This window comes from Paenibacillus sp. SEL1, from assembly GCF_054602535.1.
Genome location: NZ_CM137723.1, coordinates 3,431,547 through 3,449,508 on the forward strand (window position 1 = coordinate 3,431,547; position 17,962 = coordinate 3,449,508).

Genomic DNA, 17,962 nt, shown 5'->3' on the forward strand with positions numbered 1-17,962 from the left:
CCATATTGATCGTAAAGCGCGGCGACGTTTTTTTTGCAGACCTTTCACCCGTAGTCGGTTCCGAGCAAGGTGGCGTCAGACCTGTGCTGATCATTCAAAATGATATCGGCAACCGGTTTAGTCCTACTGTGATCGTAGCAGCCATCACCGCCCAGATTCAGAAGGCAAAGCTGCCTACACACGTGGAAATCGACGCGGCGACGCATGGCTTTGATCGTGATTCTGTTGTTCTTCTGGAGCAAATTCGGACGATCGACAAGCAAAGGCTTACCGACAAAATCACCCACTTAGATGAAGAAACCATGCGCAAAGTGAGCGATTCGCTACAAATCAGTCTCGGTTTGATTGATTTTTAGCGTGATGGAACGACGAGTGAAACGGGAAAAGGGCAGCGCTTGGGCGCTGTCCTTTTGTGTGTCCGATGAAAAATGCAGGTAGGGCTTGCTTTAACGTCACCTGCTGGCGCTTTGAATCATTTTTTGTGATAATGAAAGACATGGTGTAAGACAAGAGCTGTGAGGAAGAAGGGATAGGTTTGTCTAACGAGGAAACGAAGACGGAAATCCGGCAGGAGCCGAACGAAGCAGAACGCCAAGAGCGGATTGTCAAACAAGTGGCGAGAGAGCTGTCGCTGGCACTCAAGCAAATCCGGACAACGATCAGTTTGTTGGATGAAGGGAATACAATTCCTTTTATCGCGCGTTATCGTAAGGAAATGACAGGAGAGCTGGATGAAAATCAGCTGCGTGAAATTGAAGATCGTGTGGTGTATTTGCGTAATCTGGAGGATCGTAAGGTAGAGGTCATCCGCATTATTGATGAGCAGGGCAAGCTGACGGAAGACCTGCAGGCTGCTATCACCTCTGCGGTTAAACTTCAGGAAGTAGAGGATCTGTACCGTCCGTATCGGCAAAAGCGCAAAACCCGCGCCAGTGTAGCAAAGGAACGGGGACTGGAGCCGCTCTCCATTTGGATCTGGAGCCAGCCGAAGCAGGGCGATACTCTGAAAGAAGCCGAGTCTTATGTAAATGCGGAACTGGGAGTGGACAGCGCCGAGGCGGCCATCCAAGGAGCCTTGGACATTTTAGCTGAAAATATAGCGGATGATGCGGCTATTCGCCAATGGGTACGTCGATATACGCTGGACCATGGTATGTTGACCTCCGAAGCGAAGGATGCGGAGCAAGAATCCGTGTATGAGAACTACTATAGCTATCGTGAACTTGCTAAGAAAATGCCACCTCACCGTATTCTGGCGATTAATCGCGGAGAGCGGGAAGGCATTCTTAAGGTTGGTCTGGAGGTAGTGCCAGATTCCATCTACAATTACGTGGCAGGTCAAGTGATTAAAGGATCATCAGTCGTGCAAGATCTGCTCCGCAGCGTCATCGAGGATGCGTATAAAAGACTTATCGCGCCATCTATCGAGCGTGAAGTGCGCGCTGAAATGACGGAGAAGGGCGAGCAGCAGGCCATCTCCATCTTTGCAGGCAACTTGCGCAGTCTGTTGCTACAGGCTCCGATCAAGGGCCGACGTGTGCTCGGTGTCGATCCGGCCTATCGGACAGGCTGTAAGCTGGCGGTTGTCGATGACACAGGCAAGCTGCTGGAAGTGGCAGTGACGTATCCGACACCGCCGAACAACAAGAAGCGCGAGGCTGCTGAAAAGTTCAAGCAGCTGATTGCCCAATACGGTATCGAATTGATTGTCATTGGTAACGGAACTGCTTCGCGCGAGACAGAGCAATTCGTAGCGGAAGTCATCGCGGACATTGGTGACAGCAGTCTAGCGTATCTGATCGTCAATGAGGCGGGCGCGAGCGTATATTCTGCCTCCAAGCTGGCACAGGAGGAATTTCCCGATTTGGACGTGGCCGAGCGCAGTGCGGCTTCCATCGCACGTCGTGTGCAGGACCCGCTGGCTGAGTTGGTCAAGATTGAGCCGAAGGCTATTGGTGTAGGCCAATACCAGCATGATGTGTCGCAGAAACATCTGGATGAAAGCTTAAAGGACGTTGTCGAATCAGCCGTTAACCATGTCGGTGTGGATGTGAACACGGCTTCCTCTGCGCTGTTATCCTATGTAGCAGGGATCAACGCGACGATTGCCAAAAACATCGTTAAGTACCGTGAGGAAAACGGAAAATTCAGCAATCGTCGTCAGTTGCAGAAGGTGCCGCGTCTTGGTGCAAAAACCTACGAGCAATCTGTAGGCTTTATCCGTATACCGGGTGGAGAAAATCCACTGGACCGCACACCGATTCACCCTGAATCGTATGCTGTCGTAGACCGCCTGTTGGCGGAACTGAACATCAGCGCTCACGATCTGGGTACTAAGACTGCAATGGAAGCACTGAGTGTGTCCAACATTGACGAACTGGCCGCCAAGCTGGAAGTCGGCGTGCCGACACTGAAGGATATTCTGGACAGCCTTCAGCGTCCGGGCCGTGACCCGCGTGACGAGCTGCCGTTGCCGGTATTCCGCAAGGATGTGCTGAAGATCGAGGATCTGGCACCGGGTATGGAGCTTCAGGGAACCGTCCGCAATGTCATTGATTTCGGCGCGTTTGTCGATATCGGTATTAAAAGTGACGGGTTGGTTCATATTTCACAGCTGCGCAGTGGCTTCGTAAAGCATCCGATGGATGTCGTATCTGTCGGGGATAACGTAACGGTGTGGGTGTTGAATGTTGATTTGAAAAAAGGCAGGGTTGGTCTGACGATGAAACCTCCTGCAGAGGCGCAATCGCAGGCATAATACTTTAAATAAAGCTGTACAACCTTCTTGTGCAGGTATAATAAAAGCCGGAAGCTCCGAACTGCATCGGAGCTTCCGGCTTTCATTTTTGGATGCCTTTAGCTTTTACCCGTTGTTGGCATCGAACTCCACGCCAGGTGCTTTATGATAAAAAAACCAACAATCGTTCAACAGTTTAATTTGGCGCCGGTCCTTTTTGTAAAAGGCCCGCATGAGCTGGTTGCTGAGCCATTGAGGCAAGCCGATCTCCTCCTCTGCGTTACATCTGTATGTTTAGCATATGGGGTGGGTACCTAAAGTGTGCTTATGAATTGGGGGTTAGACTTCGGTCGTTATTTTATAATATGCTTGTCAGTAAGGAGCAAAGGAGGAGAGACCGTTAGGATGGAGTCCAAGTCCCTGAGCGATTCAATGAACCATTCAATGAGCCGTTCTATGAGTAATGAAGAGCTTCAAGAATGGGTAGAGCGCATTTCGCTGGAGAGCTTCGGCGTGCCGTTTCGACATCAAGCCACCTTTAATGCGCGCTTGTCTTCCACAGGTGGTAGGTATTTTATGAAAAGTCATCATATTGAAATTAATCCACATCAACTCGCTGCTTATGGACATTCCGAGGTGGAGAAAATTATTAAGCATGAGCTGTGCCATTATCATTTGCATTTGCGCGGGATGGGCTATCAGCATCGAGATGCTGACTTCAAAGCATGGCTGGCCCGTGTAGGAGGAAGCAGGCATTGTCAGACTCTGCCGGGAAGAACGGAACGTAAGCCTCAGCCTTATCGTTACAAGCTAGTATGCGTTTCCTGTAAACAGGAGTATATGCGCAAGCGTAAGATGAATCCTCAGCGGTATCGCTGTGGGAAATGTGGAGGTAAGCTTCGCCTGTTGGCACTTGACGGCATCCCCTGAATCATGGTAAATTAACCATACTGTAAGATAATTTACAGTAATGTTCCCTGATAGCTCAGTTGGTAGAGCACTCGACTGTTAATCGAGTTGTCACAGGTTCGAGTCCTGTTCGGGGAGCCATGGAGAGGTACCCAAGTGGCTATAAGGGGACCCTCTGCTAAGGGGTTAGGCTGCGAAAGCGGTGCGAGGGTTCGAATCCCTCTCTCTCCGTTGGTATTTTAAGTAGAAAAAGGACGCTCGTATGCATTGTAATGATGCTTGCGAGCGTCCTTTTCGTCTATATCTGCTTTGAGAATAACGGTGGACTGAAATCGTTTAAATGGAGAGGGGACGTGTTGCGTACAGCATGAAGCGGCGTTAGCCTGTGTTGTACGCAGCCAATGACGTCTATTTCACGGTGTCAGCCTCGACTGTCTTGAGTATGTTCAACAGAGCATGAGCGACGCCATCTTCCGCATTAGTCAGAGTCACTTGGGAGCAGACGGCCTTGATGTCGTCTTTTGCATTGCCCATGGCAATGCCTGTTCCTGCCATTGTTAGCATGGAGATATCATTGTAGCTGTCCCCAATCGCTACGGCTTCCTGCATGGGAATGCTCAGATGATTCGCCAGATAACGCAATGCATTACCTTTAGACGCATCCCTATGCTCGACTTCAAAGTTACGGTCTGAAGAGATGACCATGTTCAGGCCCTGAAAACCTCGGTAACGCTCACGACCCCGCTCCAATTTGGCTTGATCAAAGGAGAAACAGAGCACGTTATAAATCTCTACATCCAGTGGAATGTCCTCATATGAAGCGATCCGGGTATGTCCGGTCTGTTCATATTGTTTTTCAGCTGCATGTAATAAAGTATCCAGCGAAATATCCGGGTTGGAGCTCAGCAAGCGGTCCATTTCAACAGCAAGCAGCTGATGTCCGTTTTGTGGAGAATAAATCGCGCGGTCTGTCATGACCTCATAGTAAAAGTCGTTGTCATGCAGCCAGCTCAGCACTTCAAACGTTTCACTGCGGCCCATAGGAGTAGAGGTTAACTGACGACGATGCACATCGTGTACGGTTGCGCCGTTTGCTCCAATGACGGGAGTTACAAGCTCTGCTTCCTCTAGCTTCGTCCAGGCGTCATAAGCGGCTCTACCAGTGGCAATTGTCACCTGAACGCCTTGCTGCTGTGCTTGGCGTATAGCCTCCGCGTTCACTTTGCTTATTTTTCCTTCCTCGTTCAGCAGTGTTCCATCCATATCAATCGCAAACAGTTTCATTTCTCTCCAACTCCTGTCTTTCGATATCTCTGTGATAAATCTTGAGTTCTAGCTAAGCAGTTTCATATTTTATGAGGGTACAACAACTTCAACATCATAATGTTGCAAAATTTCCAGCATCGCTGGTTCTGGCAATCTGTCGGTAATCACGATATTAACTTCAGACAGATCGGCAAAACGATATGGAAAATTGATTCCGAATTTCGAATGGTCCGCAAGGATGATCACCTGATCTGCCTGCTTCATCATCTGATGCTTCAGCATACCGTCTTCTTCATGAATCAGGCTTAGTCCGTGGGCAGATATACCACCAATCCCGATAAAGGCTTTGTCTACAAAATAGTGAGACAAAGTGGCGATCACGGAGGAGCCATATACATATCGGTGTTCTTTTTGCAGGCGGCCTCCCAACAGATGTATGGAGACACCGTCTTTTCCAGATAGCACGTCAGCCTGATTGATTGAATTGGTGATGACCGAACATTCCTGCACATTCAGTCTTTCTGCACACGCCTGTACGGTGGTAGAGGAATCCAATATAATACGATCCTTATCTCGTACCATGCTGGCAGCCAGCTGTCCGATCACTTGTTTCTCCTCGGATACAGTAAGTAGTCTTTCGTTATAATTTCCAATTGGATCGTGATGAAGTGTAGGGAGAAGAGCGCCACCGCGGGTGCGAATAATTTTTTGATGTTCTTCAAGTTTTACGAGGTCTCGACGAGCCGTATCTCGTGAAACATTAAAAAATTCACAAATATCATCCACCGAAATACGTTTATGAAGCTGTAAGTAATCAACGATTTTTAACATTCGTTCTTCCTGATACATAGAAAGCTCCTCTGATATATAATTATTTCGGTATCTTGTAAGTGATTATAAGTAAATACAAGTGATATTGCAATCATTTATCGCTGTTTTCAGGATTTCAGTGATTGAAGATAAGGAATTGTAAGTTAATATGCATTTTGTACTTATAAAAACTGCTTTTTTAAAAATTTTAGAAATAAGTATTGCCATTCGTTATTCTATTTGATATACTCTTTCTTGTCGCCAAGTTGGCGCATAATAATAAGGCCCGTTGGTCAAGGGGTTAAGACACCTCCCTTTCACGGAGGTAACAGGGGTTCGAATCCCCTACGGGTCATTGTTGTCTTTATAGACTACATGTTGCATGCTTAAGGGAAATTCCTGAGGTCTGGTCTAATGGCGGACAGCTTGGATGAACAGCATGAGCCATTAGCTCAGTTGGTAGAGCACCTGACTTTTAATCAGGGTGTCGAAGGTTCGAGTCCTTCATGGCTCACCATTTATATTTTGTTATGCGGTCGTGGTGGAATGGCAGACACGCTATCTTGAGGGGGTAGTGAGCGTACGCTCGTGGAGGTTCGAGTCCTCTCGACCGCATCAATGGAATAAACGGAGAAGTCTCTCGCGGTAGAGGCTTTTTTTATTTGTGTAGTGATGTAATAAAGTAATGATTATGATGAAATAATGATTCCATAGTATAATATAATGCCATAATGTTATAGAATGATAAGTATAAACTTATGAAGTGACGGTGAAAAATATGGACACTCAACTGTTAGGAAATATATCAGAAAATATTTTGGGCTTGTTTCCGATTGTGAAGAAGAAATTTTTCACCTACGGTCCGCTCGATTTCCCATTACACTTGTCGCCTAATAACTTTCAGGTACTACTGCTTCTGCGTGAGGTGCGCTTGTCTACGGTATCTGATTTATCCAAACAGCTCAATGTCTCACGTCCGAACATGACTCCTCTTCTGGACAAACTGGTGGAGCATGGGTTGGCTGACCGCCAGTCGTGTGATTCGGATCGCAGAGTCGTGAATGTGGCGATTACACAGGAAGGCGATGCTTTTTGTGAACAGGTATTTCATACCTTCTCCAATAAAATTCAAGAAAGACTGGTGTATCTGCCAGAAGAAGATTTATTGCATCTGAGCGAAACTTTGAATGAATTGAAGCATATCTTACTTAAAATCGACAACGCTGCTACGTGATTAGCGTAAGTGAACTGGCTTAAAGACCGCCCTTTCTTCGGAAAACAGGCGGTTTTTGTTGCGTGTTGTGGTATAATGGAAACCAACATACATAATTCGGTAATTTTAGCATACGTGATCTTTGAAATGAGAACAGAGAACATGATATCGTTATTTGAGAGCCTGCTAGGGAGGAAGGAACTTCTATGCAATCTATTTACCATCGCATTGAGGAACTCATCAAGGAACGGGGAATGACGAAAAAGGCGTTCTGCCAGCAGTTAGGCATTAGTACAGGGAACTTCGGGGATTGGAAAAGAGGAAAAACGACGCCGGGCACGAATAAACTCATTGAAATCGCTTCTTTTTTTGATGCCAGTCTGGATTGGATTATGCTGGGTCGAGATGTACAGGGTGAGGTGCTGAAGGAGTCGCAAGACCCTTATTTTTTTGACGCTTCAGGGCAACTGAATTGCCAGGGGGAACCGCTTAGTGAGGCGGAAAGAAATTTTATACTTGAGTATATTGAATTTACCCGCTTTCGTAAAGAGAAAAACCAGCGCAATTCTACTATGGGGTAATGGTTGCTTAGGATTTGATGAGGATTACTAATGAGTAAGGCTGAAAAATGAAAATTATTTCAGAAAAAGTTACTGTGTCGGAGGGGAAACATTTTGGGAGATCAAACTATTTATCAGCGGATTGAAGCTTTGATTAAGGATCGCGGAATGACCAAGAAGGCATTTTGTGAAAAACTTAAAATCAGTTCAGGGAATCTCGGTGATTGGAGAAGAGGTAAAACAACGCCGGGTACCGCCCATTTGATTCAGATTTCGGACTTTTTTAATGTATCGCTTGATTGGTTAATGAAAGGGATTAAGCCAGGGGAAGGCGTACTTCAGGAGCAGAAGGCTGCTTATTTTTTTGGAGTGATGGGGCCACTGAATTGCCAGGCAGAAGATCTTGAGACGGAAGAACAGAATTTTATTTTAGAATATGTTGAATTTGCGAAATACCGTAAGCAAAAAAGTGAGAAGGATAAAACAAAGCCGGAATAATTTTTTGGCTAAAGATCGTCTGGGTTGAAAACCCGTAAACGAACTGGAGGGGTTCGCTTTACGGGTTTATTTGGTTTCTTGGTGATATGGAATGACCTATATGTAACTGGAATGCTTGTTGGGTTTAGAGTGGCGATGCCTCCTTATAATCGTTATCGTCGATGTTCAGAATTGCAGCAACTTGTTTTCTGTACCTTTGTGCTTTGCGGGTGCCGTGAATCAGATTGGACAAGCGTGAAGGCGGAATATTGTGTGTCTCACAAAATGTTTTCTGATCCAGTCGAAGTTCGACAAGCCGTTGTTTGATGGCCCACCCGAAGGAGGTGACAGGCATTTTGTTGTTCAAGAGAAATCGCCCCTTACGGATTCTTGCGGAATAATTGGTGTGTTATAATAATCATCAGTAAACATGTTAGAATTAACCATCTGAAACTATGATACACTTTTATACGTGTTTTTACAATCTCAAATACGTTATTTTGTTGAATTAATTACTTAATTAAGTGCTAGGTGGTTCTGATAACCCGTCTAGAGTCTACTAATAGTGTGAATTTCGATTATGTGTGGATAAAAAACACTCTGCCACCTGAGGAAAGGGACAGAGTGTTTTTGGTGTTGCTGCCACATTAGCGAAACGACGCATCAGGGGGATGCTGGAAGACGTTTGAATAGGCCTGGGGAGGAAAACAGTCTAGATTCATTCAACTGGACATTATGGCTCATAAAAGGCGGTAGAGTGATGTAGGAGCTGGACCAATGTCTGTGAAGAAAGCGACGCTGAAATGTGGTTGGCTCAGGTTCGTTAAGCTTCTTCCATGCGGAGAGCAGCTCGCTGGTCATACGCTCCATAAAAGGGTTCTTTTCCTCATAGGGAGGATTGAGTAGTTTGAAGGCATCTTCCACACAGAAGGACACCGCTGCGCGAAGATAGCCGTGAACGGTCTGTTCTACATCGTTTCCGAGGAGGAAGTTAATCCAGGTGTGAACGGTAGCGAGTGTGCCAATCGCATTGTATTGAATGAGTATGGATTCCAACTGGTCAAATTCAAGCCAAGGATAAAGAGCCTTAGCGAGCTTAAGTAGACGCTGACCGGATAGACGCAACTCCTTCACATGCTGCAATGAGGGACGTTGGGTATGCAGCATCTTATCAATGAGAGCGATCCGCCAACCGTCATTCTGCTGGATGGCGACATACAGACTTTTGATAGCCATGCCGTCCACGGTTGTGAATTGAGGATACAAATCATCCAGCATGTAATGTTCCAGGTCTTGTAGACTGTTCAAATGTCCGTTGCGGAATAGTTTCTCCAGTCCGTTAAAACGGGTGAAGCCACCAACAGGTAGGGAAGGGTCCAACAATAATGCATAGTTCAGCAAGCGGTTGCCTTTATGCAGGGCGGTTCGCCTCCTCGAAGTGAATCCTTATGTTATATTATTTTACTTTGCACTTAGGGATAACGAAATAATTCGAAATATATGTAATATATATTTACATTTTAGCAGCCTTTGTGTCAAATTAAATATTATTATCGCTCATATATGTTATATAAAATAACATATAAAATAATTATTATATTTTTGTTTACAAATAGTTGATGAGAGAGTATAATAAATCTGTTGCCTCAATACATTATGATTTGCGGTCGTGGTGGAATGGCAGACACGCTATCTTGAGGGGGTAGTGGGCGTACGCCCGTGGAGGTTCGAGTCCTCTCGACCGCATTATATGCAAGACTTAGTTAAAAAAGCATCCTGACACGGTTTACGTGAAGGGATGCTTTTTTTTGTTTTAATAACTGTGATAAAGAAGAATATCAGTTTTGCTGCAAAAGCTTCTCTATATCTCCCGCCAACTTATCTGGAGTGGTTTGCGGTGCATAGCGCTTAAATACGTTACCTTCTCGTGTAATTAAGAATTTAGTAAAATTCCATTTGATCGCTTTGGATCCTAATACCCCCGGAGCTGTTTGGGTCAGGTAGCGAAATAAGGGGTGCGCTTGATCGCCATTGACATCTGTCTTGGTGAACATCGGAAAGGTAACACCATAATTGATCTGGCAAAACTCGGAAATCTCCTCGCTGGAACCTGGCTCTTGTTTGGCGAATTGGTTGCTGGGAAATCCCAAAATTTCGAGCCCCAGTTCATGGTACTGGTCATATAGCTCTTGTAACGCTTTGTATTGGGGGGTTAACCCGCATTTGCTGGCTGTGTTCACAATAAGCAGAACATTCCCTTTATATGTGGATAACGGAATTGGTTTCCCTTGCAGGGTTTGCGCATCATATTCATAAACGGTCATAGTATCTCTCCTTATTCAATATTCAGCAATTAAATTGTAAGCAATTCAAAGTAAGGTTGCAAGTCTGGAAAAGCTGTATTAAGCCTTTAGCCGCTGTAAAATCGTATTTTGTTCAAAATAGTAAATCGCACTGCAAATGGAGCGAATTAAGGTGTTTCTTCTTATAAAAGCGGGTTCAATCGGTGTTTAGCTGGTACATATAGCGTATTTTCTTCTCTTTTTACAAAAAAAGGACAAAACGCTCTACCCTACGCCAATATTGACATGCTTGTCATTTTCAAAAAGGGATGAAAAACAGAGATTGGAGGAGCTGTGAGAAGCATATTTGCATTGTAAGCGTTATTATTAATCTTCTATGCTCTAAAGGCCGATTTATAACCCCGCAGTTGAGCTTTACAGTCTTCCATGCGCGGGTGTATGATTCAAGACGTAATTTCAAATTAACTTGAATGAAGCAACAACGAAATGTCTATAGCGCTGAATTTTGCAGTTGCAAAAGCGGGGGAACCAATCGAGACTGTACGGCTTGCCGTATGTCCCATGGGGTGAATTTTCCGGTCAAGTGCCAGAAATAGGGCGACTCTCACGTCCGAATCCGACAGCTAACCTCGTAAGCGTACAGGGAGAGGCAACAAACCGCCGTGTGCAGCCATGGTTTATTTTATCATGGATATGTAAGAAGCCGGAGGAAAGCCTTTTTCCTTCGGTTTCTTTTTGTTGTCTTTTTATACCGGGAGAGGAGCTACTGATGGAAGGTCGGTTAATTATTGTCACTGCACCGAATGAAGCGGGCAGAAGTTTTGTGAAATTGCTTATTTTCAAAAAATTGGCGTTTGCAGTTTTGACGAATAGCGCCCAGGAGGAACGACAGCTCAAGAAAATGGGTGTGGAGCACATTGTCCGCATCAATACCATGCAAGCGGGAAAATGGAATTTTCCAAAAAAAGAAATTGGTAGTGTGTATTTGTTCGAGAACAGCTTGAATCTGACTTGCCGTTTCCTGCAAATATGTCGGCCGCTAACATCGGAATCGATCTATGTTATTACGCACGGCTGTAATCCACAAGGAATTTATCGAGGATTGGGAGCGGACCATGTGATCTACACATTGAACGGAGAGGTGGGTTTTCTGCTGAACGGATAAGCACTTATAACATAGTTGTTTTATGATTTTATGATGAAATAAGAATGGCGATCTGAGGACCGATACGGAGGGTATAAACATGATGGATATATACATGCTGCTCGTCATGGCTGTGAGTTATGGAGTGATACTGCTGTTTGTACGCTGGTGTGATGCGCAGACCTCTAAAGGAGGACGAAGAGGATGATCGTTATACTTGGGCTTACGGCTATTGTGTTTATGTATTTAATCTACGCACTCCTGAACCCTGAAAAGTTCTAGTCAGCTATGGGGGATAGAGCGGGCGGGAACAACAGATCATGAATATTAAGCATCATAGGTAGCAGGTTTTCGCAAACGTGTGCACACGTTTGGTGCTCTGAAGCAGGTCTGTTGTTCCAAACGCAGGAGCATTTTGGAGGAGGAATAGAGGATGGAGCTGCTTCAAATTGGAATTGTGATCGTCATATTGTTGCTCTTGGTAAAGCCAGTGGGCACCTATATGTATCATGTATTCTCAAATGAACCCAATCGGATGGATCGGATTTTTGGCGGAACAGAAAAGCTGATTTATAAGATAGTAGGATTGAAGAAGCTGGAGAGCATGCGTTGGACTACGTATGTTATGAGTTTCATTGCAACGAATGCCGTGCTTGTGGCGATCAGCTACTTGCTGTTGCGTTTACAGGGAATGCTTCCCGGTAATCCGGCGGGAAACAGTAATATGGAAGCATCACTAGCTTTTAATACGGTAATCAGCTTTATGACGAATACAAATCTCCAACATTATAGCGGAGAAAGCGGGCTTACGTATCTGACACAGATGGCGTTCGTCACGATGATGATGTTCACTTCGGCTGCTTCCGGTTTTGCGGTTGCTGCGGCTTTTATGAGAGGATTGACGCGGCGCGGTGAAGGAATGGGCAATTTCTTTCAAGATTTTATTAAAGCCATTATAAGAATTTTCCTGCCGCTGGCCTTTGTGCTTACGCTGGTGCTGGTTGGATTGAAGGTACCCCAGACGCTACAGCCTACGGCGGATCTTACGACGCTGAGCGGAACACAGCAGCAGATTTCTATGGGACCCATTGCTTCTCTGGAGTCCATCAAGCATTTGGGGACAAACGGGGGTGGTTATGCGGGAGCTAACTCGGCGCACCCTTTTGAAAATCCAAGTCCTTGGACGAACGTGCTGGAAATTTTGGCAATGTGGGTAATGCCGGCTTCGTTGCCGTATACCTTTGGATTGTTTGCCCGTAATCGCAAGCAGGGCTGGATTATTTTTAGCTCCATGATGGTATTGTTTCTTATTTTTCTATCCATTACATACGTGTCTGAAAAGACAGGTAATCCGTTAATCCAGACACTGGGTGTGGATGCTTCTCAGGGAAGCATGGAAGGGAAAGAGGTTCGTTTCGGCATTGGACAATCGGCTTTATTCACTGCGGTCACAACAGCGGCAACGACAGGTTCGGTCAATAATATGCATGATACACTAACTCCACTGGGTGGCATGGCTGCTTTGGGAGAAATGATGCTAAACGTCATTTTTGGCGGCAAGGGTGTTGGACTGATGAATATGCTGATGTATGCGATTCTGGGTGTGTTTATATGCGGACTGATGGTCGGGAGAACTCCGGAATTTATGGGGAGGAAAATTGAAGGCAAGGAAATGAAGCTGATCGCGATTGCCATTTTGGTACATCCGTTTCTCATTCTCGCCCCAACTGCACTTGCATTTATGAGTCATTGGGGATACGATGCGGTCACGAACCCTGGCTATCACGGGTTGACTCAGGTGCTCTATGAATATGCGTCATCTGCCGCAAATAACGGTTCGGGATTTGAAGGTCTTTCGGATAACAATGTATTCTGGAACATGACGACGGGGATGGTTATGTTCTTCGGACGATATGTATCTATGATTGCATTGTTGGCTGTGGCGGCTTCGTTGAATGCCAAAGCACCGACTCCGGTGACGACGGGGACACTGCGCACGGACAACAAGTTATTTGGAGCCATTCTGATCGGGGTCGTGCTGCTGATTGGTGCGTTGACCTTTTTACCCGTCATCGTATTGGGACCTGTTGCTGAATTTTTGACCATGTGAAGAAGAAAATGAGAATGGATGAACGGGGTGTTTGATCATGAAGGAACAACGCAAACACATGCTGGACAGAGGCATCTTGAAGCATGCGATCAAGGATAGCTTTATAAAGTTAAATCCGATGATTATGATGAAAAATCCTGTCATGTTCGTCGTGGAGATCGGTACATTGGTCGTACTGCTCATGTTACTGTTTCCCGGTTATTTTGGAACTGGCAAGGAAATGGGCTTTAACCTGGCCGTGTTTGTTATTCTGTTGTTTACGTTGCTTTTTGCTAATTTTGCCGAAGCACTCGCGGAGGGGCGGGGTAAGGCACAAGCTGCCTCTTTAAAAAAATCCAAGCAGGATACACAAGCTAACAAGCTCATCGGAAATGACATTCAGGTGGTTAGCTCAACCGAATTGCGTAAGGGGGACGTGGTTATTGTCTCCCAAGGCGAAATGATTCCAAGCGATGGTGAGGTCATTGAAGGTCTGGCTTCGGTGGATGAATCTGCAATTACGGGAGAATCGGCTCCGGTCATCAAGGAATCGGGTGGTGATTTTTGCTCGGTAACCGGCGGGACGCGAGTAGTCAGTGACCGGATTAAGGTGCGAATTACGACAGAGCCAGGCGAGACATTTATTGATAAAATGATTTCGCTCGTGGAAGGCGCACAGCGGCAAAAGACGCCGAATGAGATTGCACTGAACACTTTGCTGATTAGCTTGACGATTATTTTTCTAATTGTGGTGGTTACGCTAGCGCCGATTGCCCGTCATTTTAACATTGATTTGCCTGTTCCTGTGCTGATTTCGTTGCTAGTCTGTCTGATTCCGACCACGATTGGAGGACTGCTGTCAGCTATCGGGATTGCTGGTATGGACCGGGTCACTCAGTTTAACGTACTGGCCATGTCAGGCAAGGCGGTAGAAGCTTCTGGGGATATCAACACGATGATTCTGGATAAAACAGGTACAATCACCTTCGGTAACCGAATGGCGAGTGAATTCGTGCCTGTGGAGGGCGTGGAGAAGGCAGAGTTAGTGAAGTGGGCAGCGATTAGCTCTATGAAGGATGAGACGCCAGAGGGCCGCTCGGTTCTCGAATTGATGCGCAAACAGGAGCATACGTTGGATGCATCCTTGGCAGCAGGTGGAACCTTTATCGAATTCAAGGCGGAAACCCGGATGAGTGGTCTGGATCTGGCCGATGGACGAAAGGTACGCAAGGGCGCGGTGGATTCTGTTCGGCAATGGATCGTATCGCAAAACGGCAGTGTTCCAGCCGATCTGGAGGAAAAAGCCAATCAGGTAGCCTCAGAAGGGGGTACACCGCTGGCAGTCGCGCTGGATGATCAGATATACGGCATTATTTATTTGAAGGATACAGTGAAGCCAGGCATGAAGGAACGGTTTGATCAGCTCCGGGAAATGGGTATCCGTACGATCATGTGTACCGGAGATAATCCGCTGACGGCAGCTACAATTGCACGAGAAGCGGGTGTGGACGACTTTGTAGCTGAGAGCAAGCCGGAGGACAAAATCGCGGTTATCCGACGTGAGCAGGAACAGGGAAAGCTGGTTGCCATGACCGGAGACGGCACGAATGATGCACCTGCGCTGGCGCAAGCGGATGTCGGTCTGGCCATGAATAGCGGCACAGTCGCAGCCAAAGAAGCAGCTAATATGGTGGACCTGGATTCCGATCCGTCCAAAATTATTGAGGTGGTCGCGATCGGCAAGCAGCTGCTTATGACGCGCGGAGCATTGACAACGTTCAGCATTGCGAACGATGTTGCCAAATATTTTGCCATCATCCCGGCGATGTTCATGCTGGCCATTCCACAAATGGGCGCTTTGAACGTCATGGGGCTTGGCTCCCCGCTGTCCGCTATTTTGTCGGCGCTGATCTTTAACGCGGTTATTATTCCGCTTCTGATTCCGCTAGCCATGAAGGGCGTGAAGTATAAGCCGATGAGCTCGGATCGCCTGCTGGGACGGAATTTGCTGATTTACGGTCTGGGCGGTATGGTCGTACCGTTTGTCGGTATTAAGGCCATTGATTTGCTGGTGCATTTGTGGATTTAGCGCAGAAAGGGTGAACGACATGAGTGGTTTTTATCGGATGATGTCTGGACGCAGATTTGCTGCGCACGAAAAAGCCGAATCTGGCGGGCAAGGTCATAACAAACGTACAGGGACCGGGACAGTGTCGGAAGGACAACCGGAGAGACAAGAGATGCGAGGAAGTACAGTTATTGGAGTGGCTTTGCGAACATCGGTGCTGATGATTCTCTTGTGCGGTTTGGCATATCCCCTAGTCAGTACAGGAGTAGCGCAGGTTCTGTTTCCGCAGCAAGCAAACGGCAGTATGCTCCGTGACGCAGAGGGACGGGTGGTCGGCTCCGAACTGATTGGGCAGTCCTTTGCCGATTCGGCATTTTTTCAAGGTCGGGTATCGAGCGTTGATTACAATGGCGCTGGTTCAGGCTCAAGCAACTACGCGCCGTCGAATCCGGCCTTGATACAGCGAGTCAAGGACTCTATTGCGGATTGGCAGAAGCATAACCCGGATGTACCCGTCAGTCAGGTTCCGGTGGACCTGATTACGAACTCCGGCTCAGGTCTGGACCCGCACATCTCGCCACAGGCGGCACGGGTGCAAATTCCGCGCATTAGTGGCTTGACGGGTATCCCGCAGGATCAACTGAGAGCACTGGTGCAGGAGCAGACAGAAGGCCGCAGCGCCGGGGTATTCGGCGAGCCGCGTGTGAACGTGCTCAAGCTGAATCTCGCGCTTGAGGCGCAAATAAAGGTAGAGCCTGCCAAGCGTTGAGTATTCTTTATGTATACAGGACAAATAGAATAGGATGAACAAAAAAGGTATCTCGCTGCCATTGGGGCTAGTGAGATACCTATTTAATATATTCATATTTGGCTACCAATTAACCTGAAATCGTTTGGATGATGAGCACTACATTCAAGATGATGATGACAGCGGTCACGATCCAGGTTAATACTTTTTGCCACATTTTATTTGCAAATTCACCCATAATCTTTTTGTCACTGGTAAAGAGCAATAATGGAATGATGGCAAAGGGAAGCTGGATGGACAGAATAACCTGGCTCAGCACAAGCAGTTCTTCCGCACCTTTTTCACCTGCGATAGCAGTGACGATAACCGCTGGAATGATCGCGATGAGGCGGGTCACCAGACGACGCAACCAAGGTGAAAGACGAAGATTCAAAAAGCCCTCCATCACGATTTGTCCGGCTAAAGTGCCTGTAACGGTTGAATTTTGACCTGAGGCGAGTAACGCCACCCCAAATAGTATGCTTGCCAGCGTAGTTCCAAGTAGTGGCGAAAGCAGATAATAGGCATCACTAATTTCGGCTACATCTGTTCTTCCTGCCGTATGGAATACAGCAGCTGCTACGATCAAGATGGCGGCATTAATAAATAAAGCGAACATCAGCGCTATACTGGAATCCCAAGTTGCAAATGTAATAGCTTCCCGTTTACCTGCTGAAGTCTGCTCAAATTTGCGAGTTTGTACAATAGAAGAATGCAGATACAGGTTATGCGGCATTACAGTAGCGCCCATAATACCGATGGCAATATACAGCATGCTTGGATTCGTCAAAATTTGCGAGTCTGGTACAAAGCCGCCCAATACGCCGCCCCATTCCGGTTGTGCCAAAATGAGATTAATCCCAAAACAGCCGGCAATCGTCGCCATCAGCACAATGACAAGTGTTTCCAATGCCCGAAAACCTTTGTTTTGCAGCAGTAAAATAAGCATGACGTCAAATGCGGTAATGATGACTCCGTATAGTAACGGTAGACCAAACAGCAACTTCAGCGCAATGGCTGAACCGATGACCTCGGCCAAATCCATGGCTGCAATAGCAATTTCGCACAAGAGCCATAAGCCGATGGCGACAGGACGACTGTAAGCATCACGGCACATTTGAGCCAAGTCTTTACCTGTGGCAATGCCAAGCTTGCCAGATAAGGCTTGTAGCAGGATGGCCATCAGGTTGGAGATTAGAATGACACTAAGCAACGTGTAGCCGAATTTCGATCCGCCAGCGATGTCTGTGGCCCAGTTGCCGGGGTCCATATAGCCGACTGCGACCATATAGCCGGGTCCAGCAAAGGCAAGAAACTTCCGAAACCAGGTTCCGTCTTTCGGGACGCTCAAGGAACGATTCACTTCCGACAGTGAAGCGATTTCCGCGTAGTTACCCTTTGTATTTTTCATACGCTTCACCTTCTTTATTGATGTTGAAATATATTATTAGTGACATAACGATTGTGTTATTTCTATTGTACACTTACAATAGTTTTTGTCTAGTGCAACTTTTGTGTGGTCAAGCAAGTTAATCGTATTTTTGAAGCAATATGGGCATCGTATAAAGCCGAACACTAGAAAAAACCAAGCTATATCGC

Annotated in this window: 17 protein-coding genes, 6 tRNA genes and 1 riboswitch; of the genes, 16 read left to right on the forward strand and 7 right to left on the reverse strand. The window is 46.5% G+C overall.

Annotated features, from left to right (window positions below; all coding sequences use genetic code 11):
• Window positions 1-5 precede the first annotated feature (5 nt).
• Window positions 6-356, forward strand: a complete 351-nt coding sequence (locus ACYCSE_RS15615) for a type II toxin-antitoxin system PemK/MazF family toxin (RefSeq protein WP_007429335.1) — start codon at window positions 6-8, stop codon at window positions 354-356.
• Window positions 357-535: 179 nt separating this feature from the next.
• A complete protein-coding gene (locus ACYCSE_RS15620; RefSeq protein ID WP_459698715.1) occupies window positions 536-2,758 on the forward strand; it encodes a Tex family protein in 2,223 nt (740 codons plus the stop codon).
• A gap of 105 nt (window positions 2,759-2,863) precedes the next feature.
• Here ACYCSE_RS15620 and cmpA read toward each other — a convergent pair whose 3' ends face one another.
• Entirely contained in the window at window positions 2,864-2,998 is a 135-nt protein-coding gene (gene cmpA / locus ACYCSE_RS15625; RefSeq protein WP_007429337.1) for a cortex morphogenetic protein CmpA, read from the reverse strand.
• A gap of 144 nt (window positions 2,999-3,142) precedes the next feature.
• On the opposite strand from cmpA, the gene ACYCSE_RS15630 reads away from it, so the two are divergent.
• The 3 genes from ACYCSE_RS15630 (at window position 3,143) to ACYCSE_RS15640 (ending at window position 3,877) form a co-directional block, all read left to right on the forward strand.
• Window positions 3,143-3,667, forward strand: a complete 525-nt coding sequence (locus tag ACYCSE_RS15630; RefSeq protein WP_459698718.1) for a SprT family protein — start codon at window positions 3,143-3,145, stop codon at window positions 3,665-3,667.
• A gap of 44 nt (window positions 3,668-3,711) precedes the next feature.
• A tRNA-Asn gene (locus ACYCSE_RS15635) sits at window positions 3,712-3,787 on the forward strand.
• 1 nt (window position 3,788) lies between these two features.
• Window positions 3,789-3,877: transfer RNA gene (locus ACYCSE_RS15640), tRNA-Ser, on the forward strand.
• Window positions 3,878-4,054: 177 nt separating this feature from the next.
• Here ACYCSE_RS15640 and ACYCSE_RS15645 read toward each other — a convergent pair.
• Both ACYCSE_RS15645 and ACYCSE_RS15650 read right to left on the reverse strand, forming a co-directional pair.
• Window positions 4,055-4,930: a Cof-type HAD-IIB family hydrolase gene (locus ACYCSE_RS15645; RefSeq protein WP_061829578.1), complete on the reverse strand. Its 876-nt coding sequence runs from the start codon at window positions 4,928-4,930 to the stop codon at window positions 4,055-4,057.
• A 69-nt stretch (window positions 4,931-4,999) separates the two neighbouring features.
• Complete coding sequence (locus tag ACYCSE_RS15650; protein WP_013309250.1) at window positions 5,000-5,761, reverse strand: DeoR/GlpR family DNA-binding transcription regulator; 762 nt, start codon at window positions 5,759-5,761, stop codon at window positions 5,000-5,002.
• Between the two features lie 244 nt (window positions 5,762-6,005).
• Here ACYCSE_RS15650 and ACYCSE_RS15655 point away from each other — a divergent pair.
• From ACYCSE_RS15655 to ACYCSE_RS15680, 6 genes are all read left to right on the forward strand, one after another.
• Window positions 6,006-6,077 (forward strand) — tRNA-Glu (locus ACYCSE_RS15655).
• A gap of 86 nt (window positions 6,078-6,163) precedes the next feature.
• A tRNA-Lys gene (locus ACYCSE_RS15660) sits at window positions 6,164-6,239 on the forward strand.
• Between the two features lie 15 nt (window positions 6,240-6,254).
• Window positions 6,255-6,337, forward strand: a tRNA-Leu gene (locus ACYCSE_RS15665).
• A gap of 163 nt (window positions 6,338-6,500) precedes the next feature.
• Window positions 6,501-6,956, forward strand: a complete 456-nt coding sequence (locus ACYCSE_RS15670) for a MarR family winged helix-turn-helix transcriptional regulator (protein ID WP_061829577.1) — start codon at window positions 6,501-6,503, stop codon at window positions 6,954-6,956.
• A 185-nt stretch (window positions 6,957-7,141) separates the two neighbouring features.
• Window positions 7,142-7,516 carry a helix-turn-helix domain-containing protein gene (locus tag ACYCSE_RS15675; protein ID WP_025722343.1) on the forward strand — a complete coding sequence of 125 codons (375 nt, stop codon included), beginning with the start codon at window positions 7,142-7,144 and terminating at the stop codon, window positions 7,514-7,516.
• A gap of 93 nt (window positions 7,517-7,609) precedes the next feature.
• On the forward strand, window positions 7,610-7,993 hold the full coding sequence (locus tag ACYCSE_RS15680) for a helix-turn-helix domain-containing protein (RefSeq protein WP_069291379.1): 384 nt from the start codon (window positions 7,610-7,612) through the stop codon (window positions 7,991-7,993).
• Between the two features lie 124 nt (window positions 7,994-8,117).
• On the opposite strand, the gene ACYCSE_RS15685 is transcribed toward ACYCSE_RS15680, so the two are convergent.
• The gene (locus ACYCSE_RS15685) at window positions 8,118-8,339 is read right to left on the reverse strand and encodes a hypothetical protein (RefSeq protein WP_029516349.1); all 222 of its coding nucleotides are present in this window, start codon (window positions 8,337-8,339) and stop codon (window positions 8,118-8,120) included.
• Between the two features lie 296 nt (window positions 8,340-8,635).
• A complete protein-coding gene (locus ACYCSE_RS15690) occupies window positions 8,636-9,373 on the reverse strand; it encodes an urease accessory protein UreF (protein ID WP_459698722.1) in 738 nt (245 codons plus the stop codon).
• Window positions 9,374-9,635: 262 nt separating this feature from the next.
• Here ACYCSE_RS15690 and ACYCSE_RS15695 point away from each other — a divergent pair.
• A tRNA-Leu gene (locus ACYCSE_RS15695) sits at window positions 9,636-9,718 on the forward strand.
• A 92-nt stretch (window positions 9,719-9,810) separates the two neighbouring features.
• Here the strand turns inward: ACYCSE_RS15695 and ACYCSE_RS15700 are convergent.
• On the reverse strand, window positions 9,811-10,296 hold the full coding sequence (locus tag ACYCSE_RS15700) for a glutathione peroxidase (RefSeq protein ID WP_061829575.1): 486 nt from the start codon (window positions 10,294-10,296) through the stop codon (window positions 9,811-9,813).
• A gap of 465 nt (window positions 10,297-10,761) precedes the next feature.
• Window positions 10,762-10,929: riboswitch (cyclic di-AMP (ydaO/yuaA leader) on the forward strand.
• A 115-nt stretch (window positions 10,930-11,044) separates the two neighbouring features.
• Here ACYCSE_RS15700 and ACYCSE_RS15705 point away from each other — a divergent pair.
• The 4 genes from ACYCSE_RS15705 (at window position 11,045) to kdpC (ending at window position 16,345) form a co-directional block, all read left to right on the forward strand.
• Window positions 11,045-11,440, forward strand: coding sequence for a hypothetical protein (locus tag ACYCSE_RS15705; protein WP_023987603.1), 396 nt, complete (start codon window positions 11,045-11,047; stop codon window positions 11,438-11,440).
• Window positions 11,441-11,852: 412 nt separating this feature from the next.
• Window positions 11,853-13,529: a potassium-transporting ATPase subunit KdpA gene (gene kdpA / locus ACYCSE_RS15710; protein ID WP_459698724.1), complete on the forward strand. Its 1,677-nt coding sequence runs from the start codon at window positions 11,853-11,855 to the stop codon at window positions 13,527-13,529.
• A gap of 37 nt (window positions 13,530-13,566) precedes the next feature.
• Window positions 13,567-15,597: a potassium-transporting ATPase subunit KdpB gene (kdpB, locus tag ACYCSE_RS15715; RefSeq protein ID WP_459698726.1), complete on the forward strand. Its 2,031-nt coding sequence runs from the start codon at window positions 13,567-13,569 to the stop codon at window positions 15,595-15,597.
• A gap of 19 nt (window positions 15,598-15,616) precedes the next feature.
• The gene (gene kdpC / locus ACYCSE_RS15720) at window positions 15,617-16,345 is read left to right on the forward strand and encodes a potassium-transporting ATPase subunit KdpC (protein WP_061829573.1); all 729 of its coding nucleotides are present in this window, start codon (window positions 15,617-15,619) and stop codon (window positions 16,343-16,345) included.
• 109 nt (window positions 16,346-16,454) lie between these two features.
• On the opposite strand, the gene ACYCSE_RS15725 is transcribed toward kdpC, so the two are convergent.
• Window positions 16,455-17,774, reverse strand: a complete 1,320-nt coding sequence (locus ACYCSE_RS15725; RefSeq protein ID WP_459698728.1) for an Nramp family divalent metal transporter — start codon at window positions 17,772-17,774, stop codon at window positions 16,455-16,457.
• Window positions 17,775-17,962: the final 188 nt, after the last annotated feature.

Coding starts and splice junctions, on each gene's coding strand:
- ACYCSE_RS15645 (WP_061829578.1), bottom strand. CDS start 4,930: ATGAAACTGTTTGCGATTGATATGGATGGAACACTGCTGAACGAGGAA.
- kdpC (WP_061829573.1), top strand. CDS start 15,617: ATGAGTGGTTTTTATCGGATGATGTCTGGACGCAGATTTGCTGCGCAC.
- ACYCSE_RS15725 (WP_459698728.1), bottom strand. CDS start 17,774: ATGAAAAATACAAAGGGTAACTACGCGGAAATCGCTTCACTGTCGGAA.
- ACYCSE_RS15650 (WP_013309250.1), bottom strand. CDS start 5,761: ATGTATCAGGAAGAACGAATGTTAAAAATCGTTGATTACTTACAGCTT.
- ACYCSE_RS15670 (WP_061829577.1), top strand. CDS start 6,501: ATGGACACTCAACTGTTAGGAAATATATCAGAAAATATTTTGGGCTTG.
- ACYCSE_RS15705 (WP_023987603.1), top strand. CDS start 11,045: ATGGAAGGTCGGTTAATTATTGTCACTGCACCGAATGAAGCGGGCAGA.
- ACYCSE_RS15700 (WP_061829575.1), bottom strand. CDS start 10,296: ATGACCGTTTATGAATATGATGCGCAAACCCTGCAAGGGAAACCAATT.
- ACYCSE_RS15630 (WP_459698718.1), top strand. CDS start 3,143: ATGGAGTCCAAGTCCCTGAGCGATTCAATGAACCATTCAATGAGCCGT.
- kdpA (WP_459698724.1), top strand. CDS start 11,853: ATGGAGCTGCTTCAAATTGGAATTGTGATCGTCATATTGTTGCTCTTG.
- ACYCSE_RS15675 (WP_025722343.1), top strand. CDS start 7,142: ATGCAATCTATTTACCATCGCATTGAGGAACTCATCAAGGAACGGGGA.
- kdpB (WP_459698726.1), top strand. CDS start 13,567: ATGAAGGAACAACGCAAACACATGCTGGACAGAGGCATCTTGAAGCAT.